General features: G+C 38.2%; 26 protein-coding genes. 12 read left to right on the forward strand and 14 right to left on the reverse strand.

Annotated elements, in window-relative coordinates; translation table 11 throughout:
• Positions 1 to 215: 215 nt before the first annotated feature.
• The 3 genes from F975_RS08900 to F975_RS08910 form a co-directional block, all read right to left on the reverse strand.
• Positions 216 to 2,474, reverse strand: coding sequence for a portal protein (locus F975_RS08900; protein WP_004752462.1), 2,259 nt, complete (start codon positions 2,472 to 2,474; stop codon positions 216 to 218).
• A 13-nt stretch (positions 2,475 to 2,487) separates the two neighbouring features.
• Positions 2,488 to 4,164 carry a terminase large subunit gene (locus tag F975_RS08905; protein ID WP_004752464.1) on the reverse strand — a complete coding sequence of 559 codons (1,677 nt, stop codon included), beginning with the start codon at positions 4,162 to 4,164 and terminating at the stop codon, positions 2,488 to 2,490.
• 102 nt (positions 4,165 to 4,266) lie between these two features.
• Positions 4,267 to 4,926 (reverse strand): hypothetical protein, encoded by a 660-nt coding sequence (locus tag F975_RS08910; RefSeq protein ID WP_004752466.1) that lies wholly within the window; start codon positions 4,924 to 4,926, stop codon positions 4,267 to 4,269.
• Between the two features lie 167 nt (positions 4,927 to 5,093).
• Between F975_RS08910 and F975_RS08915 the strand changes: the two genes are divergently transcribed.
• Complete coding sequence (locus F975_RS08915; protein ID WP_004752468.1) at positions 5,094 to 5,462, forward strand: hypothetical protein; 369 nt, start codon at positions 5,094 to 5,096, stop codon at positions 5,460 to 5,462.
• A gap of 269 nt (positions 5,463 to 5,731) precedes the next feature.
• On the forward strand, positions 5,732 to 6,034 hold the full coding sequence (locus tag F975_RS08920; protein ID WP_004752471.1) for a hypothetical protein: 303 nt from the start codon (positions 5,732 to 5,734) through the stop codon (positions 6,032 to 6,034).
• Positions 6,035 to 6,476: 442 nt separating this feature from the next.
• Here F975_RS08920 and F975_RS08925 read toward each other — a convergent pair whose 3' ends face one another.
• Positions 6,477 to 6,704 carry a hypothetical protein gene (locus tag F975_RS08925; RefSeq protein WP_004752475.1) on the reverse strand — a complete coding sequence of 76 codons (228 nt, stop codon included), beginning with the start codon at positions 6,702 to 6,704 and terminating at the stop codon, positions 6,477 to 6,479.
• Positions 6,705 to 7,002: 298 nt separating this feature from the next.
• On the opposite strand from F975_RS08925, the gene F975_RS08930 reads away from it, so the two are divergent.
• Positions 7,003 to 7,326, forward strand: coding sequence for a hypothetical protein (locus F975_RS08930; RefSeq protein ID WP_004752477.1), 324 nt, complete (start codon positions 7,003 to 7,005; stop codon positions 7,324 to 7,326).
• A gap of 202 nt (positions 7,327 to 7,528) precedes the next feature.
• Here F975_RS08930 and F975_RS08935 read toward each other — a convergent pair whose 3' ends face one another.
• From F975_RS08935 to F975_RS08970, 9 genes are all read right to left on the reverse strand, one after another.
• Positions 7,529 to 7,999, reverse strand: coding sequence for a type IV toxin-antitoxin system AbiEi family antitoxin domain-containing protein (locus tag F975_RS08935; RefSeq protein WP_004752479.1), 471 nt, complete (start codon positions 7,997 to 7,999; stop codon positions 7,529 to 7,531).
• A gap of 8 nt (positions 8,000 to 8,007) precedes the next feature.
• Positions 8,008 to 8,511 (reverse strand): RusA family crossover junction endodeoxyribonuclease, encoded by a 504-nt coding sequence (locus F975_RS08940; RefSeq protein ID WP_004752480.1) that lies wholly within the window; start codon positions 8,509 to 8,511, stop codon positions 8,008 to 8,010.
• Positions 8,511 to 8,705, reverse strand: a complete 195-nt coding sequence (locus tag F975_RS08945) for a hypothetical protein (RefSeq protein WP_004752482.1) — start codon at positions 8,703 to 8,705, stop codon at positions 8,511 to 8,513. The genes F975_RS08940 and F975_RS08945 overlap by 1 nt, the downstream gene beginning before the upstream one ends.
• Positions 8,706 to 8,787: 82 nt before the next feature.
• Entirely contained in the window at positions 8,788 to 9,729 is a 942-nt protein-coding gene (locus F975_RS08950; RefSeq protein ID WP_004752484.1) for a helix-turn-helix domain-containing protein, read from the reverse strand.
• The gene (locus tag F975_RS15300; protein ID WP_155757290.1) at positions 9,726 to 9,887 is read right to left on the reverse strand and encodes a hypothetical protein; all 162 of its coding nucleotides are present in this window, start codon (positions 9,885 to 9,887) and stop codon (positions 9,726 to 9,728) included. The genes F975_RS08950 and F975_RS15300 overlap by 4 nt, the downstream gene beginning before the upstream one ends.
• A gap of 10 nt (positions 9,888 to 9,897) precedes the next feature.
• Positions 9,898 to 10,182, reverse strand: coding sequence for a hypothetical protein (locus F975_RS08955; protein ID WP_004752486.1), 285 nt, complete (start codon positions 10,180 to 10,182; stop codon positions 9,898 to 9,900).
• Complete coding sequence (locus F975_RS08960) at positions 10,175 to 10,489, reverse strand: hypothetical protein (protein WP_034425917.1); 315 nt, start codon at positions 10,487 to 10,489, stop codon at positions 10,175 to 10,177. Before F975_RS08960 ends, F975_RS08955 begins: the two co-directional genes overlap by 8 nt.
• Before the next feature lie 14 nt (positions 10,490 to 10,503).
• Positions 10,504 to 10,824 (reverse strand): hypothetical protein, encoded by a 321-nt coding sequence (locus F975_RS08965; RefSeq protein WP_004752491.1) that lies wholly within the window; start codon positions 10,822 to 10,824, stop codon positions 10,504 to 10,506.
• Between the two features lie 54 nt (positions 10,825 to 10,878).
• A complete protein-coding gene (locus tag F975_RS08970; RefSeq protein ID WP_004752493.1) occupies positions 10,879 to 11,097 on the reverse strand; it encodes a helix-turn-helix domain-containing protein in 219 nt (72 codons plus the stop codon).
• 124 nt (positions 11,098 to 11,221) lie between these two features.
• On the opposite strand from F975_RS08970, the gene F975_RS08975 reads away from it, so the two are divergent.
• Genes F975_RS08975 through F975_RS08985 form a run of 3 tightly spaced genes read left to right on the forward strand, consistent with a single transcriptional unit; the run spans position 11,222 to position 13,795 of the window.
• Entirely contained in the window at positions 11,222 to 11,893 is a 672-nt protein-coding gene (locus F975_RS08975) for an XRE family transcriptional regulator (RefSeq protein WP_034425918.1), read from the forward strand.
• A gap of 43 nt (positions 11,894 to 11,936) precedes the next feature.
• Positions 11,937 to 12,869, forward strand: coding sequence for a hypothetical protein (locus F975_RS08980; protein WP_004752497.1), 933 nt, complete (start codon positions 11,937 to 11,939; stop codon positions 12,867 to 12,869).
• 11 nt (positions 12,870 to 12,880) lie between these two features.
• Complete coding sequence (locus tag F975_RS08985) at positions 12,881 to 13,795, forward strand: hypothetical protein (RefSeq protein ID WP_004752498.1); 915 nt, start codon at positions 12,881 to 12,883, stop codon at positions 13,793 to 13,795.
• A gap of 90 nt (positions 13,796 to 13,885) precedes the next feature.
• Here the strand turns inward: F975_RS08985 and F975_RS08990 are convergent, their stop codons facing one another.
• Positions 13,886 to 14,605: a hypothetical protein gene (locus F975_RS08990; protein ID WP_004752500.1), complete on the reverse strand. Its 720-nt coding sequence runs from the start codon at positions 14,603 to 14,605 to the stop codon at positions 13,886 to 13,888.
• A 281-nt stretch (positions 14,606 to 14,886) separates the two neighbouring features.
• On the opposite strand from F975_RS08990, the gene F975_RS08995 reads away from it, so the two are divergent.
• Genes F975_RS08995 through F975_RS09015 form a run of 6 tightly spaced genes read left to right on the forward strand, consistent with a single transcriptional unit; the run spans position 14,887 to position 17,908 of the window.
• Positions 14,887 to 15,105 carry a hypothetical protein gene (locus F975_RS08995; RefSeq protein ID WP_004752503.1) on the forward strand — a complete coding sequence of 73 codons (219 nt, stop codon included), beginning with the start codon at positions 14,887 to 14,889 and terminating at the stop codon, positions 15,103 to 15,105.
• Positions 15,062 to 15,664 carry a hypothetical protein gene (locus F975_RS09000; RefSeq protein WP_004752505.1) on the forward strand — a complete coding sequence of 201 codons (603 nt, stop codon included), beginning with the start codon at positions 15,062 to 15,064 and terminating at the stop codon, positions 15,662 to 15,664. Before F975_RS08995 ends, F975_RS09000 begins: the two co-directional genes overlap by 44 nt.
• A gap of 12 nt (positions 15,665 to 15,676) precedes the next feature.
• Positions 15,677 to 16,402 carry a hypothetical protein gene (locus F975_RS09005; RefSeq protein WP_004752507.1) on the forward strand — a complete coding sequence of 242 codons (726 nt, stop codon included), beginning with the start codon at positions 15,677 to 15,679 and terminating at the stop codon, positions 16,400 to 16,402.
• Between the two features lie 16 nt (positions 16,403 to 16,418).
• Positions 16,419 to 17,375: a hypothetical protein gene (locus tag F975_RS09010; RefSeq protein WP_004752509.1), complete on the forward strand. Its 957-nt coding sequence runs from the start codon at positions 16,419 to 16,421 to the stop codon at positions 17,373 to 17,375.
• Between the two features lie 49 nt (positions 17,376 to 17,424).
• The gene (locus F975_RS15850; protein ID WP_004752510.1) at positions 17,425 to 17,574 is read left to right on the forward strand and encodes a hypothetical protein; all 150 of its coding nucleotides are present in this window, start codon (positions 17,425 to 17,427) and stop codon (positions 17,572 to 17,574) included.
• Between the two features lie 49 nt (positions 17,575 to 17,623).
• Positions 17,624 to 17,908, forward strand: a complete 285-nt coding sequence (locus F975_RS09015) for a pyocin activator PrtN family protein (protein ID WP_004752512.1) — start codon at positions 17,624 to 17,626, stop codon at positions 17,906 to 17,908.
• The last annotated feature ends 800 nt before the right edge of the window (positions 17,909 to 18,708 follow it).

Here is an 18,708-nt window from a genome sequence, read left to right on the forward strand (position 1 = left end):
ATTGCGATAAAACCCTACCTCTTACCTACCTTAACAAGGTCATGGATGAAATGGCTGGAAATCAACACTTCGCATACAATATTGAACATTCTTGCCCACATTGTCGTAAAAAAATTATGTTCTCAAAAGAACTTTATACTTACTATATTATTAATAAAAATAATGAAAAAGATGTAATAGGTATGAAGTGAGAATTACTCATCGAATGAAGCACCTTAAGGTGCTTCATTCGCAATATTATCACTCGTCCTTTCCGTTTCAATCCCTCGCATCCCTGTACCTGCATGCTGTGGTACTGGTGGATTCATTGGACTGGTATTCTCATGCACCTGTGGCATCTGCTGATTAGGTGCAACCTGTGCGTTGGTTGGCGTAGGATAGTTTGGATCATCACCCATTGGATTCGGGCGTTGATACCCTGCTCCCATCATTACCTCATCTGCAATCGGCGCAATCTGTGGCATTTGAGCGACCTGAGCACCTGCTTGCATTGCAGCGAAAGCTGCTTGTACACCGATCTGTAATGCACGTGCATCAATTTCCTTAATTTCACTACCCGATTTACGCTCTTTAAGCTCCAGCTCACGCAATTTAATGTCATTACCTGCATTGGCCAGTGCTTGTTTAACCGCTTCTTGGATCTGCTGCTGGATCTGTTCAGGTGTCTGTGCTTGGGTTGCCTGTTTAATCGATTCAATGATCTCTCGCTTGTACGGAATATCAGTAAGCGCCATAAGATAAGGCAATACCGCCGTCTGAATGTTGGCAGGTAATGATTTAGTGACCTCAGATAACGAGTTAAGCTGTTGTTCCTTAAAGGTACTTGTACTTGGTACGTCATCGAGTACGACTTTCAAACGAATACGCTGTACATCATTCGACACGTATGGATAACCATGCTCGTCCACTTCGGGTTTATTGATAATGATCTGGCGTTCATCACGTACTGCATCCCCTTTGATCGTGATTGTATGTGGACGTGTACCAAAATCTTCAACGATCATCGACAAAAGCATTTCACCCATGAGTGTTCGACCTTCACGGAAATTATCCATGATCTTCATGAGCGTCTGGTTAGATTGCTCAATCTGCAGCTGCTCTTGCTTGCCAGAATTAGCATTGCCCTTCTTACCCTGAAAACCAGATGTGATATTGCTGACACGCTCAATAGCCGCTCGGTTGTCATTGAGTAATTGGAAATGCTGCTGGGATAAATCAAAGTCACGCTTTACTTCAAAACGTGCACCTTGTTGCCGCATGTGCGTATGATCCAACACAATATCAGCATCAGGACGTGCAACTTGACGGCGTAACTGCTCGTCAGTCATTGCTACAGCGCCTTTGGTACGCTCGACACGGGTAACACTCATGCCCCAACGAAGCTTAGAGATACCGCTATTGATACTGTCTTGGTTGTACTTCATACGGCGTACAAAACCGTAAGGAATACCAGTGTTATCTTCTTTGAATCCCCAAAACGGTACGTATGGGAAATAATGATGCGAATATGGCGATGGACTATCATTCAAACAGTGTGGCCCAAGCCAGTATGAACGCCGTACCTTAGAGATAGTTGCCTGTTCTACTGTAGCCATACCCTGAACAATAGCTATGGAATGGGCAATATTGTCATCATCGTACTCGACTACACGACCATCTTGGAATTTTAGGACTGGCACATTCACCCAACGGCGATACCAAACCTCGGCGATATTCATTTCTTTAGATGTTGGGTTATACCAATATTGCTCACTAATGGTATATGAACGTGCTTCAAGCCATGCATTGTTTAGGTTGGTACTCATACCACCACCATCCAATAAAGACAGATCTTGCTGCCACCATGAGCCACCATAGCGTCCAACTGTTTCAATCAGTTCCTTATGCATAGGAAATGCTTTGATTAAACGCTTAGGATGAACCCAGCGTGTACGGCGTAACCAACGTGCATCGCTCAAATCAGGCTCATTAGCTTTCATATCCCAATGAATCTCGTTACGGCGCACGACAACACAACGATATGGAAACTTAAACGGATCTTGCTCGCGCTTCACTTCAACCCAGCCAATTCCACAACCTATCTGCGTATGGAATGCATCACTACAGGCTTTATCTGCTTTGGACTGCTTCTCAGCCAAGTTAAGTTTGTAGTTCAGTGCATCGGCAACGTCATCACCATCATCACCATTGGCTTTGACACGCCAATCTGTACGTGTTTGTAGCTCATAACCCTCAACCGACAATAATGCTGGGCCAATCATGTCCTCAATCGCAGGTGGTATGCCAATCTGCTGCATACGCTTGAGCAATTCACTATCAAGCTGGTTGCCATCGGCATAATCCATCTCTTTATCAGCAATAGATCGCCAAATCGGTTGCTCTTGGATCTCGTACATAATCTCAGTCAACTCATCGACTGTGAGAAGATCCTCAACATCATCCTGATTCTGTGTGCCTTGTTGTTCTTCAATCATGCTAAAAATCTCTCTACATACAACGCCAGTCAGTAGGTGGTGCTTCTACATAACCGTGCTGGTTGGTTTGGTTGCTGCTATTTGTACTTTGGTCATAAGGATTTTGGCTAGCCGTATAGACGTAATCACCTAACATGCCTGCTTCTTTGGCTTGTGCATGCTGTCGTAAAGCATCTGCACCCTCAGAACAACCATTGGCTTTATTGGGTTGGTCAATAAAGCGTTTTTCTGATTTAGAAAATTTCTTTTGATAGCCTTCTATACGCTTAATACCTAAGTCACATCGCTTTTCATCAAACCAGTAGTTTTTCATGCACTTGCGAGTTAATTGAATGCCTGTATTCAGCAATGTGATACGCGGCACTACAACAAATGTGTGACCAGGTAATAATTCTTCTAATTGCTCACGGATAGACTTATTGAAGTCACCTAGTCGCTTATGATCTGCATCATGTGGTAAGAAATGAGTATTGTAGATATAAGGCTTACTCTTGATCAGGTCTGCGTAATATCTTAAATCTTGACCATGTGCTTCATCGCAATCAATAAACCGATCCTGTTGATTCATCATTTGATGATGCCAAATAAAACAACCGTCACTATTTCCAATATCCCAAAAGGTGTTTACTGGTATATCTAGGACTTCAACAGCACACACGCCACCACGCTTTCTTAGTTTCAACATATCTTTGGCATAGTAGTTGCCGTCTTTGGCAACTTGGAATGCTTCTTCAGGAAATGATGGATATTCCTGCCACATTTTTGATTGATCTGCTTTTAGATCGTTATCGCGAGTAATGACGTACCAAGCACGTTGATCGGGATCAATATGCATCTCGATACCCATCTCTTGCTTAATTTTTTCCTCTATTTCATCAAAATACTCATGATCTTCATGTGAAATATTAATGCTGGATGCATCAAGACGATATTTGGGTTCTTGCCACCAAGCATAGAAATGGAAACGATAGTCTTTCGGGCCGAGTTTCTTGCGTATTGAGTAGTTTGCTTGTGCAATTTGAACCATCTGATAGAACGAACCATTACGTCCTTCCGCCGTTGATTCGATAACAAGCACACCATTGGTTGGTACAGTAGGTATAGAACCTGTAATAACCTCATCATCTTTATTTGGATCAATGGCACAAATCTTACCAAACTCAGAAATATGCAGACGGTGAATGGTACCTGAACGAAATGATGTTGCTACACGAATGGTTGAGCCATTATGTGCAAACTCGATCTCTGATTTATTGCAGGTTTTAAGTGGAAAACGCTCACGAATTTCAGGCGGTAGATTGTCGTACGCAAATTTGATCTTATCTTTAAAGATGCTATATACGGTTGGAAGATCCTGAGCGATGATGCCGCAATTCTGATTGGCATTAAATAAAGCATGATCGAGCCAAAGTACACAGATCAATGTGGTAAAGCCAAGCTGCCGCGCTTTCAGAATAATATTGCGGTACCACAACCGATCCAAGAATCGAATCTGTGCATCATTCGGCTTAAATGGTAATTCAAACGTATCTGCTTCTTGCAGTACGCCATATTCATCACGAAAGTCATCACCTTTAATTTTGATCTTATATAAGCAACCGCTGAAAATACGCCATATTGGATCAGCCAGACAGCGTTCCAGTTCTTGAGCATTGGATGGTAAAGGTTTGAGGTCTGTATTATGAATCACGCCATTTCACCTCAGTTTGTGCAAAACATAGGCAAAATAGGCATGTGTACGTGCATGAAATTATTTTGAGCAAGGTAATCCATCAGATTGACGTACATGTGCTTAATTCTCATAGTCTTTATCCTCCGCAACAGGTGAAAATGCAGAGTTATTACCTTGAGCAATACGGTTAAGTAGTGATTGAAGCGGATCGACTGTAGTATTTTCTTTATCGTCTAATCCAAATGCCTGACGTTCTAACGCAATTAGATTTCTAAGCGTATCGCTCAGATCCTTCATAGATTTAACGCGACCAGGTAATGAAATGATCTTGTGGTAAATATCGTTGAGCTTATCCTGACCTTTCTCATCTTCACTGCGCATCAGGTCGCCTAATGCTTCAAGTAGCTCTACATTCGCAACACCAACTTGATGTTCAAGCTCATCAAATAACTGCATGGCAATTGAGCGTGAACGCTGGATGTCTTTACGCTGAGAGAGTCTTACAGCAGCTTGTTGATGTGCATTTGCATCAATCGTTTCTTTTTCTGAAATAGCGGTTTGGGTGCGTACTTCACTGCGTACCAAATCTTTGCGTACCAAATCTTCCGCTTTTGCATTAATTTTTGCGGATAAATCACGGGACCAATCATCGCGCTTAGCTCGCTTACGAATTGCACCATCGCTAATCTCATGCTCGGCTGCAATTTCGCGCAAAGACTTTACACCAGCCCGATAATCAAGCTCGATTTTTTCCCAATCAATTACTTTCTTTTCTGACATGATCACTAAACCTCATTTGGGCTTAATGATCATGGATTTATGGCACGGCGGTCACGCCTTAGAGGGGGTATTCATTGCTTGATACAATCAATAATTTATATCAATATAATTTTTATACTTTCAAAGTAAACCAATCTAATTAAAATTTTGTATAAAAGGAAAATTCTATGTTTGTAATAACTCAACAAATAGTCCAACAAACTGCAGATTATCTAAAACAGCACTTAGCTATAAATAATCCTTATTATACAGTTTCATATAAAAAAATAGTTGAGGACCTCCAATTACCTGAATTGGATGGTAATTGGAGCAATCATCCACTATGTAAAATATTTGATCAATTAGATCAATTAGATGCTAAATTAAGTCGCCCATTACGTACATCTATTGTTATAAATAAATCAACAGGAAAACCTGGACCAGGATTCTTTAAGGCTCTTGGTGAATATACAAAAAAATCCATTCCCAAAGATGATATAAAGCAACTAGAGCTTTGGGCGGACCAGCTTGAGCAAGCTAAAAAATATAATTATTAATACTTTAAAACGCACCTCTATATTATAAATTATAGAGGTGCATTGGTTACAACAATTCCCCTTGCTTCCCACTACCCACCAAATCCTCAACCTTCCGTGATAACTTTCGCACCTGACCTGACACCTTACTTACTCCGTCTCAATCACGCTGGTTGCAGTTTAATTAACTACATCAGTGCGTTAAATGATGTCGCGCTAATGCAAAACCACCTTTATTTTGGATAAGTAATAAGCAAGATTATAAACTCCTAAATTAAAGAGGGTCTTCTATGGATTTAATAATCAGATTTTTTGATTGGGCATCTAACTGCTTCTTAAGCGGAAAGGCACAGGCATTAGGCATTGCTTTGATTGGTGTCTTATTATCATTTGTTTTTCTTAAACTTGCTCCAATTATCATAAAAGGAGTTATTTTCCTCTATCCAGATGTTGGTCAATACTTAGAAGAACATTTTACTGGGTTCCAAATTGGTCTTTTTGCTGCTTATATGACGCCTACTCTAATCTGTGCATATATTGCATTTAAACAGTTCCAATATATTTATTACAAAGAAAGCTGCCGCGGCTTCTAGACTTCAAGCCCTTTCTTCAAAAAGGGCTTTTCTCATATAAGTAGCAAATTCATTAGCATCAAACAGATAACACAAAGCTTCATTATTCTATTTGGTAATTAAACGTGTTATAAAACCCTTGTTTCTATGGGGATTTATAATGAAAAAAGTATTTACATGTTTCGCACTATCAATTCTTTCAATTACTTGTTTTGCAAAAGGTGGTGGCTCATCCCATTACTCGTCGTCAAGAATGACGGGGTCAGGTTACACCAACCCATCTCATACAAGAGTTTCAGGGTACACTAAAAAGAATGGGACTTATGTTGCGTCATATGAAAAGTCACATAATAACTCAACTCAATTAGATAACTTCGATACAAAAGGCAATGTAAACCCTTATACAGGTAAGGATGGAACTAAATATGCATCCAAATAAATAAAAGCGCCATAAGGCGCTTTTTTATGGTTTATAGTCCCATAGAGATCCATTCTCACCACAATTACGTTCAAGACCATTCATTATGTCTTCAGTAGAATATTTCTTATTCCGCCAATCATTTATACTTACTTGTACGTAAGCTCTACAATTTGCAGGTAACCCAGATTCCTTACCATAAATAGGTTTGCTGTTATTATCTTTAGCACATCCTAATAAAGCGAAGCAAAAAACAAGGATAAATAAGCGCATAACTTCCTCTTTTAAATTATTAATATTCTGAGAATTTCACCCCACTATACCACGTAAAAAATTAAAATATGGAAACACTCAAACAACGCCAGTCCTGAAAACCAGCTGTCAGATACAAGCAAAGACTTCATATTCAAGCTCGATTTTTCAAATCAATTACTTTCTTTTCTGACATGATCACTAACACTAAACCCCATTTGGGCTTAATAATCATTAATTTATGGGATGGCGATCATGCATTAGAGGGGTATTGATATTTTTATGGTTGTTGGGTAGTTTGAGGTTTTAGGGGATATTTATGAAAACTAAATTTATAACACTTATATTATGTATTCTATTTTCCACTCCAGCCTTAGCAGATAGAACTGTATTTTGTGAAAGTATGGCTAAAATGGGATTGAAATATATATCGGATAGACAAGATGGAAAATTTCTTTCTAATGTGATTAGCGATATTAAATCTATCAATACCGAACATGACAAATTATCTTATGACATTGAAAATGCAGCTATTGAGATGGCTGAACGTGCATACGAATACCCGATGTACAGTGATAAAGATCAACAAACTCGGATTAAAGTTAAATTTATGAACGAAGTTTATAATGAATGCTTGAATTAAAAAACTAATTAAAAAAATAGCCACCTTTCGGTGGCTTCTCTTAATTAATCTTCACAATTAAACTAGTTTGGTTTCACATCAAACTACTAACCATTTGCAAAGGCAACAGTTCTGCAATTTCGATCAATAGTCAGTTCACCTAACTTATTTTTAAAATCAAACTGCCATGCAATTTTTCTTGCCATTTCATGATTGCTCACAATCACTCGCTCAACAATTCACCTTGCTTACCTACATCAAGAAAATCGCTGACCTGTCTGTTAAGTTTACGCACCTGATTCGTCACTTCACTCTGCAGTATGGCCATGTGGTGTCCCATCTCAATATTGGAATATTGCATAGCTTCAGCAACCATAAGATTGCCAAGCGCACGTGCTTCACGTGGTGTAAGAGTCAGTACGTCATTATCTCCAATATCAATCTTAACAGTGCCATCTGGTAACACTGTTTTTGACATAAGGCGTGATGGGCGGTGCTTGGGTGCTGGAACAAACACACCGCGCTGTACACGAATGATGTATCCCGAATCAACCAAGTAGCTTAGACGATCGTCAATAATTGAAAGTTTAAGCCCTGTAAGCTGTGACAAAGTTTCACGTGTCACAATCTGTTCTTGATTATGTAGATCCTCAATCGCCTCAAGAAGTAACTCTGCATTGCTTTTGGTACTCATACGCTCACCTACACCCTAACCACTTTAACTTTTAATTTTCCGCCTTTAAAAACAGGCTGTTTCATCATGACAAAGTTTGAGATCTGCGAATCATCACAGATCAATTGTGCTTTCATCAAAGCATCAAAAATTGGCTTAACAACATTATCGACATCACGTTTTACTTTGTCGGGTACGTGATACTCCATAAAAACCTGTACTTCTCCTGAATAATTTATGGGCTTCACAAAACGTTGAATCACGGCGCGAAAATGATGTGCCCGATGACTTAAATATTTACGGCCACGATAGCCAGCTTCTACCCAATAGTGGTTTACAGTTGGAGGTGTCATTAATATCTCAAACTCAATAAGCACATCATCACTTGAGGGTTTAAACACAGTACCTTGCACCTGATCCGCAGGAACTTTAGGTATAGGGTTTGGATCAACCTTCTTTTTCTCAGTTTGATCTTGCTTGTTCCTCTTTTGCATCAAGCGCTTAAATTCAGCTTTGGTGACGATGTATGTCATTAATCACCCTTCTTCAATAACTTAAAAATATCCTCAGATCCAACAAACTCCTTACCTAGGCTATCAACGGCGCTTATCACGTTGCAGTATTTACCTTTCCAAATACGTTGAACTACTAAATTACCCTTAGGTTGCCAGTCGCCCTTTGTTGCTTTGGTATCATGCAAAACGATGTCACCTACCTCGATCACCATGGTAAGCCATCCTTTTGAATTGTTGCTCCAAGCCAAATCAGGAAAAATGTAGTGCAAGCTAAGAGGACTAGATTTTGGCCACTCATTCGAAATTCCCTTCAAATCCAACTTGCTTGAGATACGGTGCAAGTTTTTTACGTTGTTCAGGATCGGATAGTTTCATAGCAAGACGAGCTGCAAACTGTTCACGGCTCTCACCTGCTTCTGCAAACTTGCTTGATACTTCGGGATGATGTGCCAGTTTCTGAGCGAACAGGTTGATTTGCTTCTCAGAGAGCTTTTTCGGTTTCGCTGTTTGCACTGTTTGGTTTTGTGCTGCAGGTTGCTGTTCTCGGCTTTGGTATTTCAAACGTGCGTTCAACAGCCAGTCTGCAAAGTGGTAATGCATCAGCTCACCACATAGATCCTTGTGTGCGTTGTAAGTCTCAAATGCATTTTGCTCTCGCTTGAACCAGTTGGCAGTTTTGATCTGCTCGATGGTTTCTGCATCGGAGATCAAACCAAGTTCTTCTTCAAGTTTTTTTAAGCAAAGCCATGTTTTTTTATTTTTAGATTCTATTGGTAGATTCTTTGATAGATTCCGTGTCCCATTGTTGGGACTCTTTAACGGAATTGTTGGGACTCTTTCGGGGAATTGATGGAACTGTTCCACTGTTGGAACTGTTCCAAGATTGGTACTGTTTATTTCATCTTCAGACACGTCAAAGAGTACCGTTGTTGGTACACTTTCACGACCTTTTACACCGACCAAACGATAGACTTTGATCTGCTTGGTTCGACCTTTTCGTTCACCTGTATCAACAATAAAACCGTCTTCAACCAGTTCATCAATGATCTTTAAGACGGTTTTACGATCCATCTCTGTATCTTCAACCAAACGCCCTACACTTGGGTAAGCACAGTGGTCTTCACCTGCTCGATCAGCAAGTGAAAGTAGTACCAGTTTTTTGAGTGGTTTAAGGCATCCACCCTTGGTTTGCTTTTGTCGGGTACGCCAAGCCCATATGGTTGCATCAAGACTCATGAAATCTCCCCTTGGGCTTCAAGTGCTCGTTGATGATGTTTTTCCACATCATCAAGTTGTTGAGGTTCTTCATGTTGAACAAGGCATGTGCCACATGGTTCGGTTTTAAATTCAGTGCATTTTCCTGAACATGGGTGTTCTAGTTGCTGTAATTTCACGTTATTTCCCCTATTTTCGCTTGGCATAACTGCCAAATCTTTCAATTACACCTGAGTCGGCAAGGCTTCTTTCAATCTCTTTTGCGATACTCCAGTGAAGGCGAAACTCCCACTCAAGGGCTTTTCTGAAATCTTCACGGCGTACTGCAGCGTTACTGACGGTGTAATTTCGTTTGGCCAAGTTGTCTTGTGCCGTTTTAAACATTTCGTCAAAGACACACATTGCTGCTGTGTGCCATTGTTTGATTCGGTTAATTCGATCTAAATTTGGCTTTGCTGGGCGTTCGTCATGCATTCTTTCCCTCAACCAAGTTTGTGATTACCTCTAGCAGCGTCTGGTCAAATTCACCTGATGCAATGAATTGGTCGATCAAGTTTGGTGATGGCAGCAGATCTGCAAGGTGTTGGTCAGTTTTACAGTGTGGGCAACCATCGAAGTACTCTCTTGTTTCTTCGTCAAACAGGTTTTGAGCGAGTTGCTGCTCTTTAAATAACTGGTTGCACCAGTTGCATTGGATCGTTGGTTTTTCCAAGACTGACTCACGGAAGTTGTTAAAAGCACTGGAATTGCCTGTGCTAAGTTGTTGTGTTAAATTCGTCATAAGTCTTCGTTCAGTTAATAGCTGAATGGCAAGAGAAGCTCGGTTGGTCGTAACAACTGGGCTTTTTTTGTGCCTGTTCTTTTTGGAATGTTGGTTAATGGTTTTGGGTGCTGTAGTTCGAAAGCTTCAACGGCGTTTTCTACGGTATCTCTGGTAAGAGCCTGAGGTTCTTTAAGAGAATGAAGTAACTCCTCAATTTCAGAGATTTCCTTCATGCAAAGCAGACGAATAAATTCGGAAAGGCTTAATTTCCTAGCACCAGCAATCAGTAAAAGCTTTTGTTTTTCGCTATCTGAGCATTTAAAGGTGATGCTCTCTGTGAGTTTTTCTGACATAAGCCACCTGCTTAAAAGATTTGTGATTAAGAGCTTTTTTCTAAGGTTCAGTGGTTATGCAATTAAGTCTTGGAATTCTTTAAGTGATGGGCAAAGATCAACAGCTTTAAATTTGCCTAGTGTTGCCTTTTCAGCTCGGAAAGCTACTTTCTCAGACATATTCCAACGCCCTGAAACATAGCCACTAATCGTTGATTGACTAATAGCAAGAGCTGTTGCTGTGGCAATTTGACCACCAAAATAATCCACTAATTTTTGATAAATCTTTTCCATAGGTGTCTCAAAATATAAGTAACACCCAAATATTATTAGTATTCTAATATTAAATCAATAAGTATTCTAATTTGATTTAATATTAGTTGACTAATATATTTAACTTAGATATTAGGAGTAAGTATTGATGCTTAAGGATCGTCTTAAACAAGCACGGAAAAATGCTCAAAGATCACAAGTAGATGTTGTGAATGCTGTTGGTATTACCCAATCAGCGTATAGTCAGCTTGAAACAGGAAGAGTAGCATCCTCATCATTCTTACCAGCTATCGCAAATTTTTTAGGTGTTGATGCATATTGGTTATCTACAGGTAAATCCCCTGATTCATTTGATTCAAATGAAGTGATCAAACCAACAGTTGTTTCTACTGAAATTAAAGATGAATTTATTTGGATTGATGTTGTTCAGGCTAATTTTTCTTGTGGAAACGGCGAATCTATCGAATTTCACTTCGATACCATTAATGGAAAACTCCCTTTTCCACCTTCTTTCTTTAAAGATAAAAGAGTCCAAGCAGAAAATATGCGGATCATCAAAGCTAAAGGTGACAGCATGTCTGACTTTATCAAAGACGGCGATTACGTTGGGATTGATCTAGCACAAACTGAAATTATCGATGGTGAAATATATGCCGTTTACTTTGCTCGTGAAGGCATGATCAAGCAGATCTTTAAAGAAGCAGATGGTTCTTTGATACTACATAGTTTAAACAATAAGTATCCTGATAAAGTCGTTACTGAAGAAAATGGGAATAATTTTAAGATCATAGGTCGCCAGTTTTGGCGAGCTGGATAACAAAAAATACATCAACCATTTTTACAATAAATTAGGAGTGATAATGGAACAAATATTACAATATATTCCTTTTAGTAATTATAAAAAATATCTTAGACCAGCTATTGATGGAAGAATGGGGCTTAAGACGCATGTTGCGGAAATTTTATGGGATGATGGAATTAAAAGAGAATCTTATGTAAAGTTTTATGGTAAAGACAAAAAACGTGCTCTTTTAAATGAAGCTATTGGGTATTTATTAATTAGCTCACTAAATTTACCACAGCCCGAAATGGCAGGATTTATTGAATATGAGATATCAGAAAAAGATACTCCAGACCTTTGGAACAGTGCTTCTGATGTAGATAAATATCGTGGTGTGACTTATGGTTGGATCTGTACTAATACTCATGGAATCAACAGAAGAGTAGAAATAAATCAAGCAAGCTCTCAAGAAGCAAGAGATTACCTAATACAACATGTTATTCATTGCTTAAAAAGTTGGGATAAGTTACCTAATCTAATTATGTGTGATGATTGGTTAGCAAATGATGATAGAAATTTAGGCAACTTACTAGAATTACCTAACAGGACATTCACTTTAATTGATCATGGTGGAATTCTTTATGGTGATAATTGGTCTCCTTGGGATATTATGCGTAAGCCATTAATTAATGGCCAATTTCAAAAAATGTATATTGACATATTCAAACAAAAATTCAATGGATTGTTTTGGAAAGAGCATCTAGTAAATGAATTGAAAGAAGCTAAAGAGAATCACTCTTCTGGATTTGAATCAGTTAAAGATGAAATTTTTCAACTAATCAACGATTTTATTGGGGATGAAAAAGTTGATACTGGTTTACCACCTCACCCTCTTCAAAATGTTGGGGTAATTTTACAGGATTTTATAGAAACGAGTTCTATACAACTAACCAACATTGAAGCAAAATGCAATGTATGGCTATCAAACACACAACATAGCGATGTTGCATAGTAGGTAAGGCTATGAATTTTAAAAATTTTGAAAATAAGTTTAAAAGAAAGGCTGAAACTGCTAATTTGCTTCAAGCCTCATGGTCTCAAGTCAGATTTATTCCAGACTTGATCACAAATGAACAATTAGCTATTGGTGTTTTAATTAATCATGATGGAATTGTTCATACTAAATTTATCGAGGATTTTGGTAGAGTTGAATGTGCTTATGGTTCAGAAATAGCTAACTATACTAAAAATTGTATAGAGCTTTTTGAAGATTTTCTTCATCAAAATTTTGATGATTCCTTTTCATCTCAATTGGTTTTAGATAAACGTGGATTAGTACAAGGCAATTCTATAGATTCCCTTTTATCAGAACTACTAGAAAGAGCTGTCCCATTATCTTTGCCACACAATCAAGCTAAAAATAAAAAACAATTCCATACTGTTAAAACTGTAAAATTTCACTCTGATGTAAAAACCTATGTTAAGAATAAAATGGGGGATCTTTATAAAGAGATTTTTGCGGAAGAAAAAGGCGGACTATTAGTTGGAGATGATAGCATTGGTTTTAAAACACTCCCCATAGCTATAAATATTAAGAAAAATCATAAAATTGGAGATTTAATTTCATCAGTATATGCAACTCCAGAAAAAGTTGAAATTAACTGTTTAAAAACTCTATCTAATTTACAAAGTGCTAAAAAATACACAGATCTAAACAGTGACTTTAGATTATTTATGCTTTTACCAGACCAAGACAATTTAGATTTAATGACTCAAGCAGATAAAAAGAAACATAAAGAAATCATTTCAGACTTTAAATGGAGTTTAGGATCAGTAGGAATTGATTTAATTGAAAGCTCATCTATTGATTCTGTTTCTGAAAAAATTATTGATTGGTCTGGAATAGATAAAGATAGAATATTCGAAGAAACAATATAAATTATTTTAGTTAAACCCGACCCAATGTCGGGTTTTCTTTTGCTAAAAAATAACTTTTTACTATTACACAATCAAAAACCAATTTTACATTTAGAATGCACAATCAAATTTTTGCTCAGTATGAGTATTCGCTTTTGCTAAATCATCCAGATTACTTAGTGCATCCTTTTGCCTAGACTCATCGATAGCATAATCATCTGGATTTGATGTATTGGATACCATATTTGACATTGGTAGCCGCCAATCATTTTTCAGTTTATATTTTGCCTTAATAATTTTATCTATCTTTTCTTCATCATAATTCTTTTCTATGAAATTTTCATAATCATTAGCGATATGAATATCTTGTAATGTGGCAACTGATTTATCTGTTGCATAACTAATTAGCCATTGTTTGTCGTTAGAATTTCCCATACCTATAGAATGCTTTGGATCAATAGCATAATAAACTTGTGATAACCATTTAAAACCATTTTGGGTCTGTTGTTCTAGATCTCGCAAATCACTACGAGATAAAGTAACTTTAACATCGGTTGATATTCCTAGTGCGCCTAAATGCTTAGCTATAGCAATTGCTGTTGCAGCCCAATCATTAGATTGCCCACCTTGAACTTTGGCATCAATATCTATCATAGAGAGATTGTCTTGGAATGCATCATTATTAATTAAACTACATACCTTGAAAGGCAAAACCTTTCCTTGTTTTTGGTTGGTTTGTGCCTTATTTGGACGGTCAGAATTACCACACCCAGTTAAAACTAAAGTGCCTATTAGAGTAGCAAATAGAGTTTTTCTAGCCCCGATAACCATAAGATTTCCTAATTTATAAGTATTTCATTCTTAAGTGACAGGATAGCAATTGTTTGTTTTTTGGCAATATGGATTTCATTTTACTAGATCATTAAAAGAGTGATACCCAGTATGTGTTGGCTTTCTTTTATCTATTAAAATTTAAAATTAGAAAACTAATAAAAATATAAGTAAATTATTGACTGTTAATATTAGTATGCTAATATTTATTCACGGACAATAAAAAGCCCTCGTTAGACTGGCATCGGACGAGGGCTTTACAAATAACTTGCGAGGTCATTATGTCTCAACATGTATCACACAGTCAAACTCCAAAATTTGACTCTAACAAAAGTCAAACAACCACACTGTTATATCGTGAGCCAACGGCTCAAGAACAACGTGTTAGCCGCACTAAAGTTATCCTGGCTAACGCTCGCGAATTTGCACTTTTTGCAGTTGTTGGAACGATCTGCTATGCGGTTATTACTGGTGTTGTTTATGGGTTATTTGGGGGTTAAGTATATGAATGCTCAAATGTATATCCCGCAACGCCTTAGTCCTGAGCAAATCTTTGAAGCACTGGCTAAGCACATAAAAATCGAATTTGCTGAAGTTGATACAAATGACTGGTCAATTCTCGATAGCCATTCAAATATCAGCGTATGTGACTTCTACACAGGCTTTCTAAAGTTCCGCTTCTCATCTTCAAGTTTTGAGGATATGGACAACCGCGACCGTAAGCTACGAGCTAAGACATTCTTCTGTGAATACCTTGGCTTAGATGGTGAAAACAACGAGCGTTATCGCGTTGGTACTGATAAGCCAAGCATTTATGTGCTGAAGCGTGTTGTAGGTGCAAATGCAAACACGGCGCTTAAAGACTTTGAGTTTTTCAAGGAATCTAACGGAAGCCTATCCCCTATCAGCCTATCTGAAAAGTTGATTGGTTATATCTCGAAAGCGCGCTCAGCAGAACAAAGAGCTGAATACAACAAAGTGCTTGAGAAAACTGGCTTATTTCAGTCGCCTGATTATAAGAAGTTTAAACGCCAACAACGCGGTCTTTCAGTTCGATAAAGGAAAATAGTCATGACAGATTCAAATAAAAACATGGACTTGTGGAATAGTGTTTGCGTAACCGATCCTAAGAAAGTTAAGAAAATCACAGGTAAGGACTATCAAGGTTCATCCCCACAACCTTACTGGTTGGTGCAACGTGCTACTCAAGAGTTTGGCCCTTGTGGTCAAAACTGGGGGATTGAAGTCAAAAGCCAAGGTTTTGAGCGATTTGATGAGTTCACAATCATGCATTGGGCATTGGTTTTATTCTGGTATATCAAGGATGGGAAGAAGTGTGTGACTGAGCACATGGGTGGCACCAAAGCCATGTACAAAACTTCCAATGGCTCAAAAAAATATGATGAAGATGCGCCTAAAAAATCTGTAACCGATGCTGTTGTTAAAGCTATGAGTTACCTAGGTTTTGCTGGTGACATCTTTGGTGGCCTTTGGGATGACTCAAAATATATCGAGTATGCCAACGATTACCATCATTCAGATAATCACCAACAGCAAAATCAAAATGCAGCCCAACAGCAAAAGCCAAAACGCAGCATAGACCAACTATATCAAGATGGCCTAAATGCCATCCAACGTGCGACTGATCCAAACATCTTAAAGGCTGTTTACAACACACTTAAAGGAACAGCTTATGAGCAAAACATTATAAATGCCTGTAAAGCAAAACGAGATCTAGAAGGTTGGGAACAAATTTCAAAAAACTCTCAACAACAATCTCAGTCGCTACATCACTGAATAAATGGATAAGAAAATGAATACTAAATTAGTCGCTGTACAAGAAGCATTTAAAGCCCTGCTTGCTGGTAAAAACATTCTTGTTCGTTCAACTGAAAGTACTCTATTAACTGACTTTCGCCCTGTATCTGAGTTTGCTGCAGATATTTGGGCAAAGGTTGGATTTGAGTTCACCATTGAAATTGAAAAAATTGAAGTAGCTGGCATTCATTTCACAAAGCCATTGACGCTTGCAGATGTTGAAGATGGTCAAGACGTTTATGTCATAGAACCCATGACAGGCATGTACTGGTACAAATACAACCCAACCATTCAAGCCTTGAATGCTGCAATTGAGCGAGGTTTTGCTCAGGCTGATACTGAAAATGCACGTTTGCAATTGGAGGCTTTCTCTAAATTGATGGGACGTGAGTGCGGTGAAGTCAATGTTCTTCCAGTTGCACAGGATGAATCTAAACAGCGTAAAACACGCAAGAAAAAAGAAGATCAGGAACTTAAAGACATTCCTGCAAATGAGCCTGTTTATACTCAAAATGACCAAAATTCAGCATCAAATGATGTTGAAAAAAAGACATCTACTGATAAAGCCGAGCTTAAAATTGATGAACTTCAAGAATCAGTGAAAGCTGCAGAGAATCATTTTACATATGAGCAAAAGCTTAATGATCTGATTGATCGCGCCGCCAGTGCTAAAACTGTTGCTGAAGCGAATGCATTGGTCAAGTACACAACCGACTGGACTGAAGATCAACGTAAACCTCTACTTGATACCATCAATAAACGCCTTGTCGAGCTTGATGCACAAAACAAAGAGATGCCACCCACTCCACCCTCTCTTATGGTCCAAATTGAAAATGCACCTGATCTAACAACGTTGGATGCTTTAGAGATTGATGTATCTGCACGCCATCCTGACATCCAGCCAAAGCTTATGGGATATATCCGTAAACGCTGCGCTGAACTAGAAAACTAAAGATATGAGGGATACAGGAATTCCCGTATCCCATGATTCGGAGAAAGTTATGGGCTGGAAATACTCAACAATTACTAAAACACTAACCATTTTTGGCAAACATATGACACACGTTTTTGACAAAGTTCTTGAATCTGAAATTGACCAACTACTTGTCGATGCCAAGTTTAAAGAAGCACTGTGGAGAACTAAGAGATAAGTATGGCTGCAATTCATCAACTCGATACAGATCATGCGGAGGAAAAAGCATGAGAGCTGCTTCAAATCAAAATGAAAACCTAGATACATCAATGATGCTAATTTTGCGGTATAAGAAGCCTGTAGTTGCCTTAAGAGATATTGTGGGTGATTACATGCCACATTTAGATATTGCTGTAGCAAAGCAACGAGCAGCAAAATGTAGACTACCTTTCCCAGCATTTAAGGTAGATGGTAATAAATCTGAATATTTTGTAAACTTATCTGATGTTGCTTTGTGGCTGGATTCTTTACAGAAGGAATCAAGAAAAGATTGGGAGGCTATGAATTTTTAAAGTTCATAGCCAATTGCACCATATTTGCACCTTGCACCACACAAAAACACCTATATTATTGTTTTAATTATATTTTATAATTTAGTCGTTCCCACCTGCCATCGGCGCAACCCAAATCTGGTTGCGCTTTGATTGATCAAACAATTCTGAAATCACATTGTTTTTTCTCAATTTTCTACTTTCCACATTTCAAAAAATTTCAAACCTTCTTTAATATTCCCAATCATTCTTTACATCAAGATTCGACTCTTGACGTCATTCTTATATGACATAAATAGTAGGTGTAATTGAGAATGTTCAACGACTGATGGTAAACGATACAAAACACAAATACGAAAAACAGTAAGGATACCTCCACTGATTAAAACAAAGCTCTCTGACAAGGGAGCGATTGATTTAAAAATGGATTAACCGTATTGAAACTGAGATTCTGATCAACTTTGCTATTTTAAATCTAGATGTCGCATAAGTGGAAAAAACTTTAGATGAATTGATCGAGAAATGCATGAACGATAAATTTTTAGGGGCAAAAATGCTGTCTAAAAAATCTGTGTCGCTGTGGAATCATATAAATAAGCTGTCTAATAAATAAACTGTCTACATGGCAGTGAACTTTTACCTAAATCCTTTTTACCTATTCCAGAATTTCTAAGCTGCCTACATGGCAGTGAACAGAAGGTGATGAGGTATTTGTTTCATCATCGTTTTCTAAGCTGCCTACATGGCAGTGAACTTGAATAGGTTTGAACTTCGTCAACATAGGATCTTCTAAGCTGCCTACATGGCAGTGAACCTACGAC

The sequence above is a fragment of the Acinetobacter brisouisimilis genome (genome assembly GCF_000368265.1).
In the GTDB taxonomy this organism is placed as follows: Bacteria; Pseudomonadota; Gammaproteobacteria; order Pseudomonadales; family Moraxellaceae; genus Acinetobacter.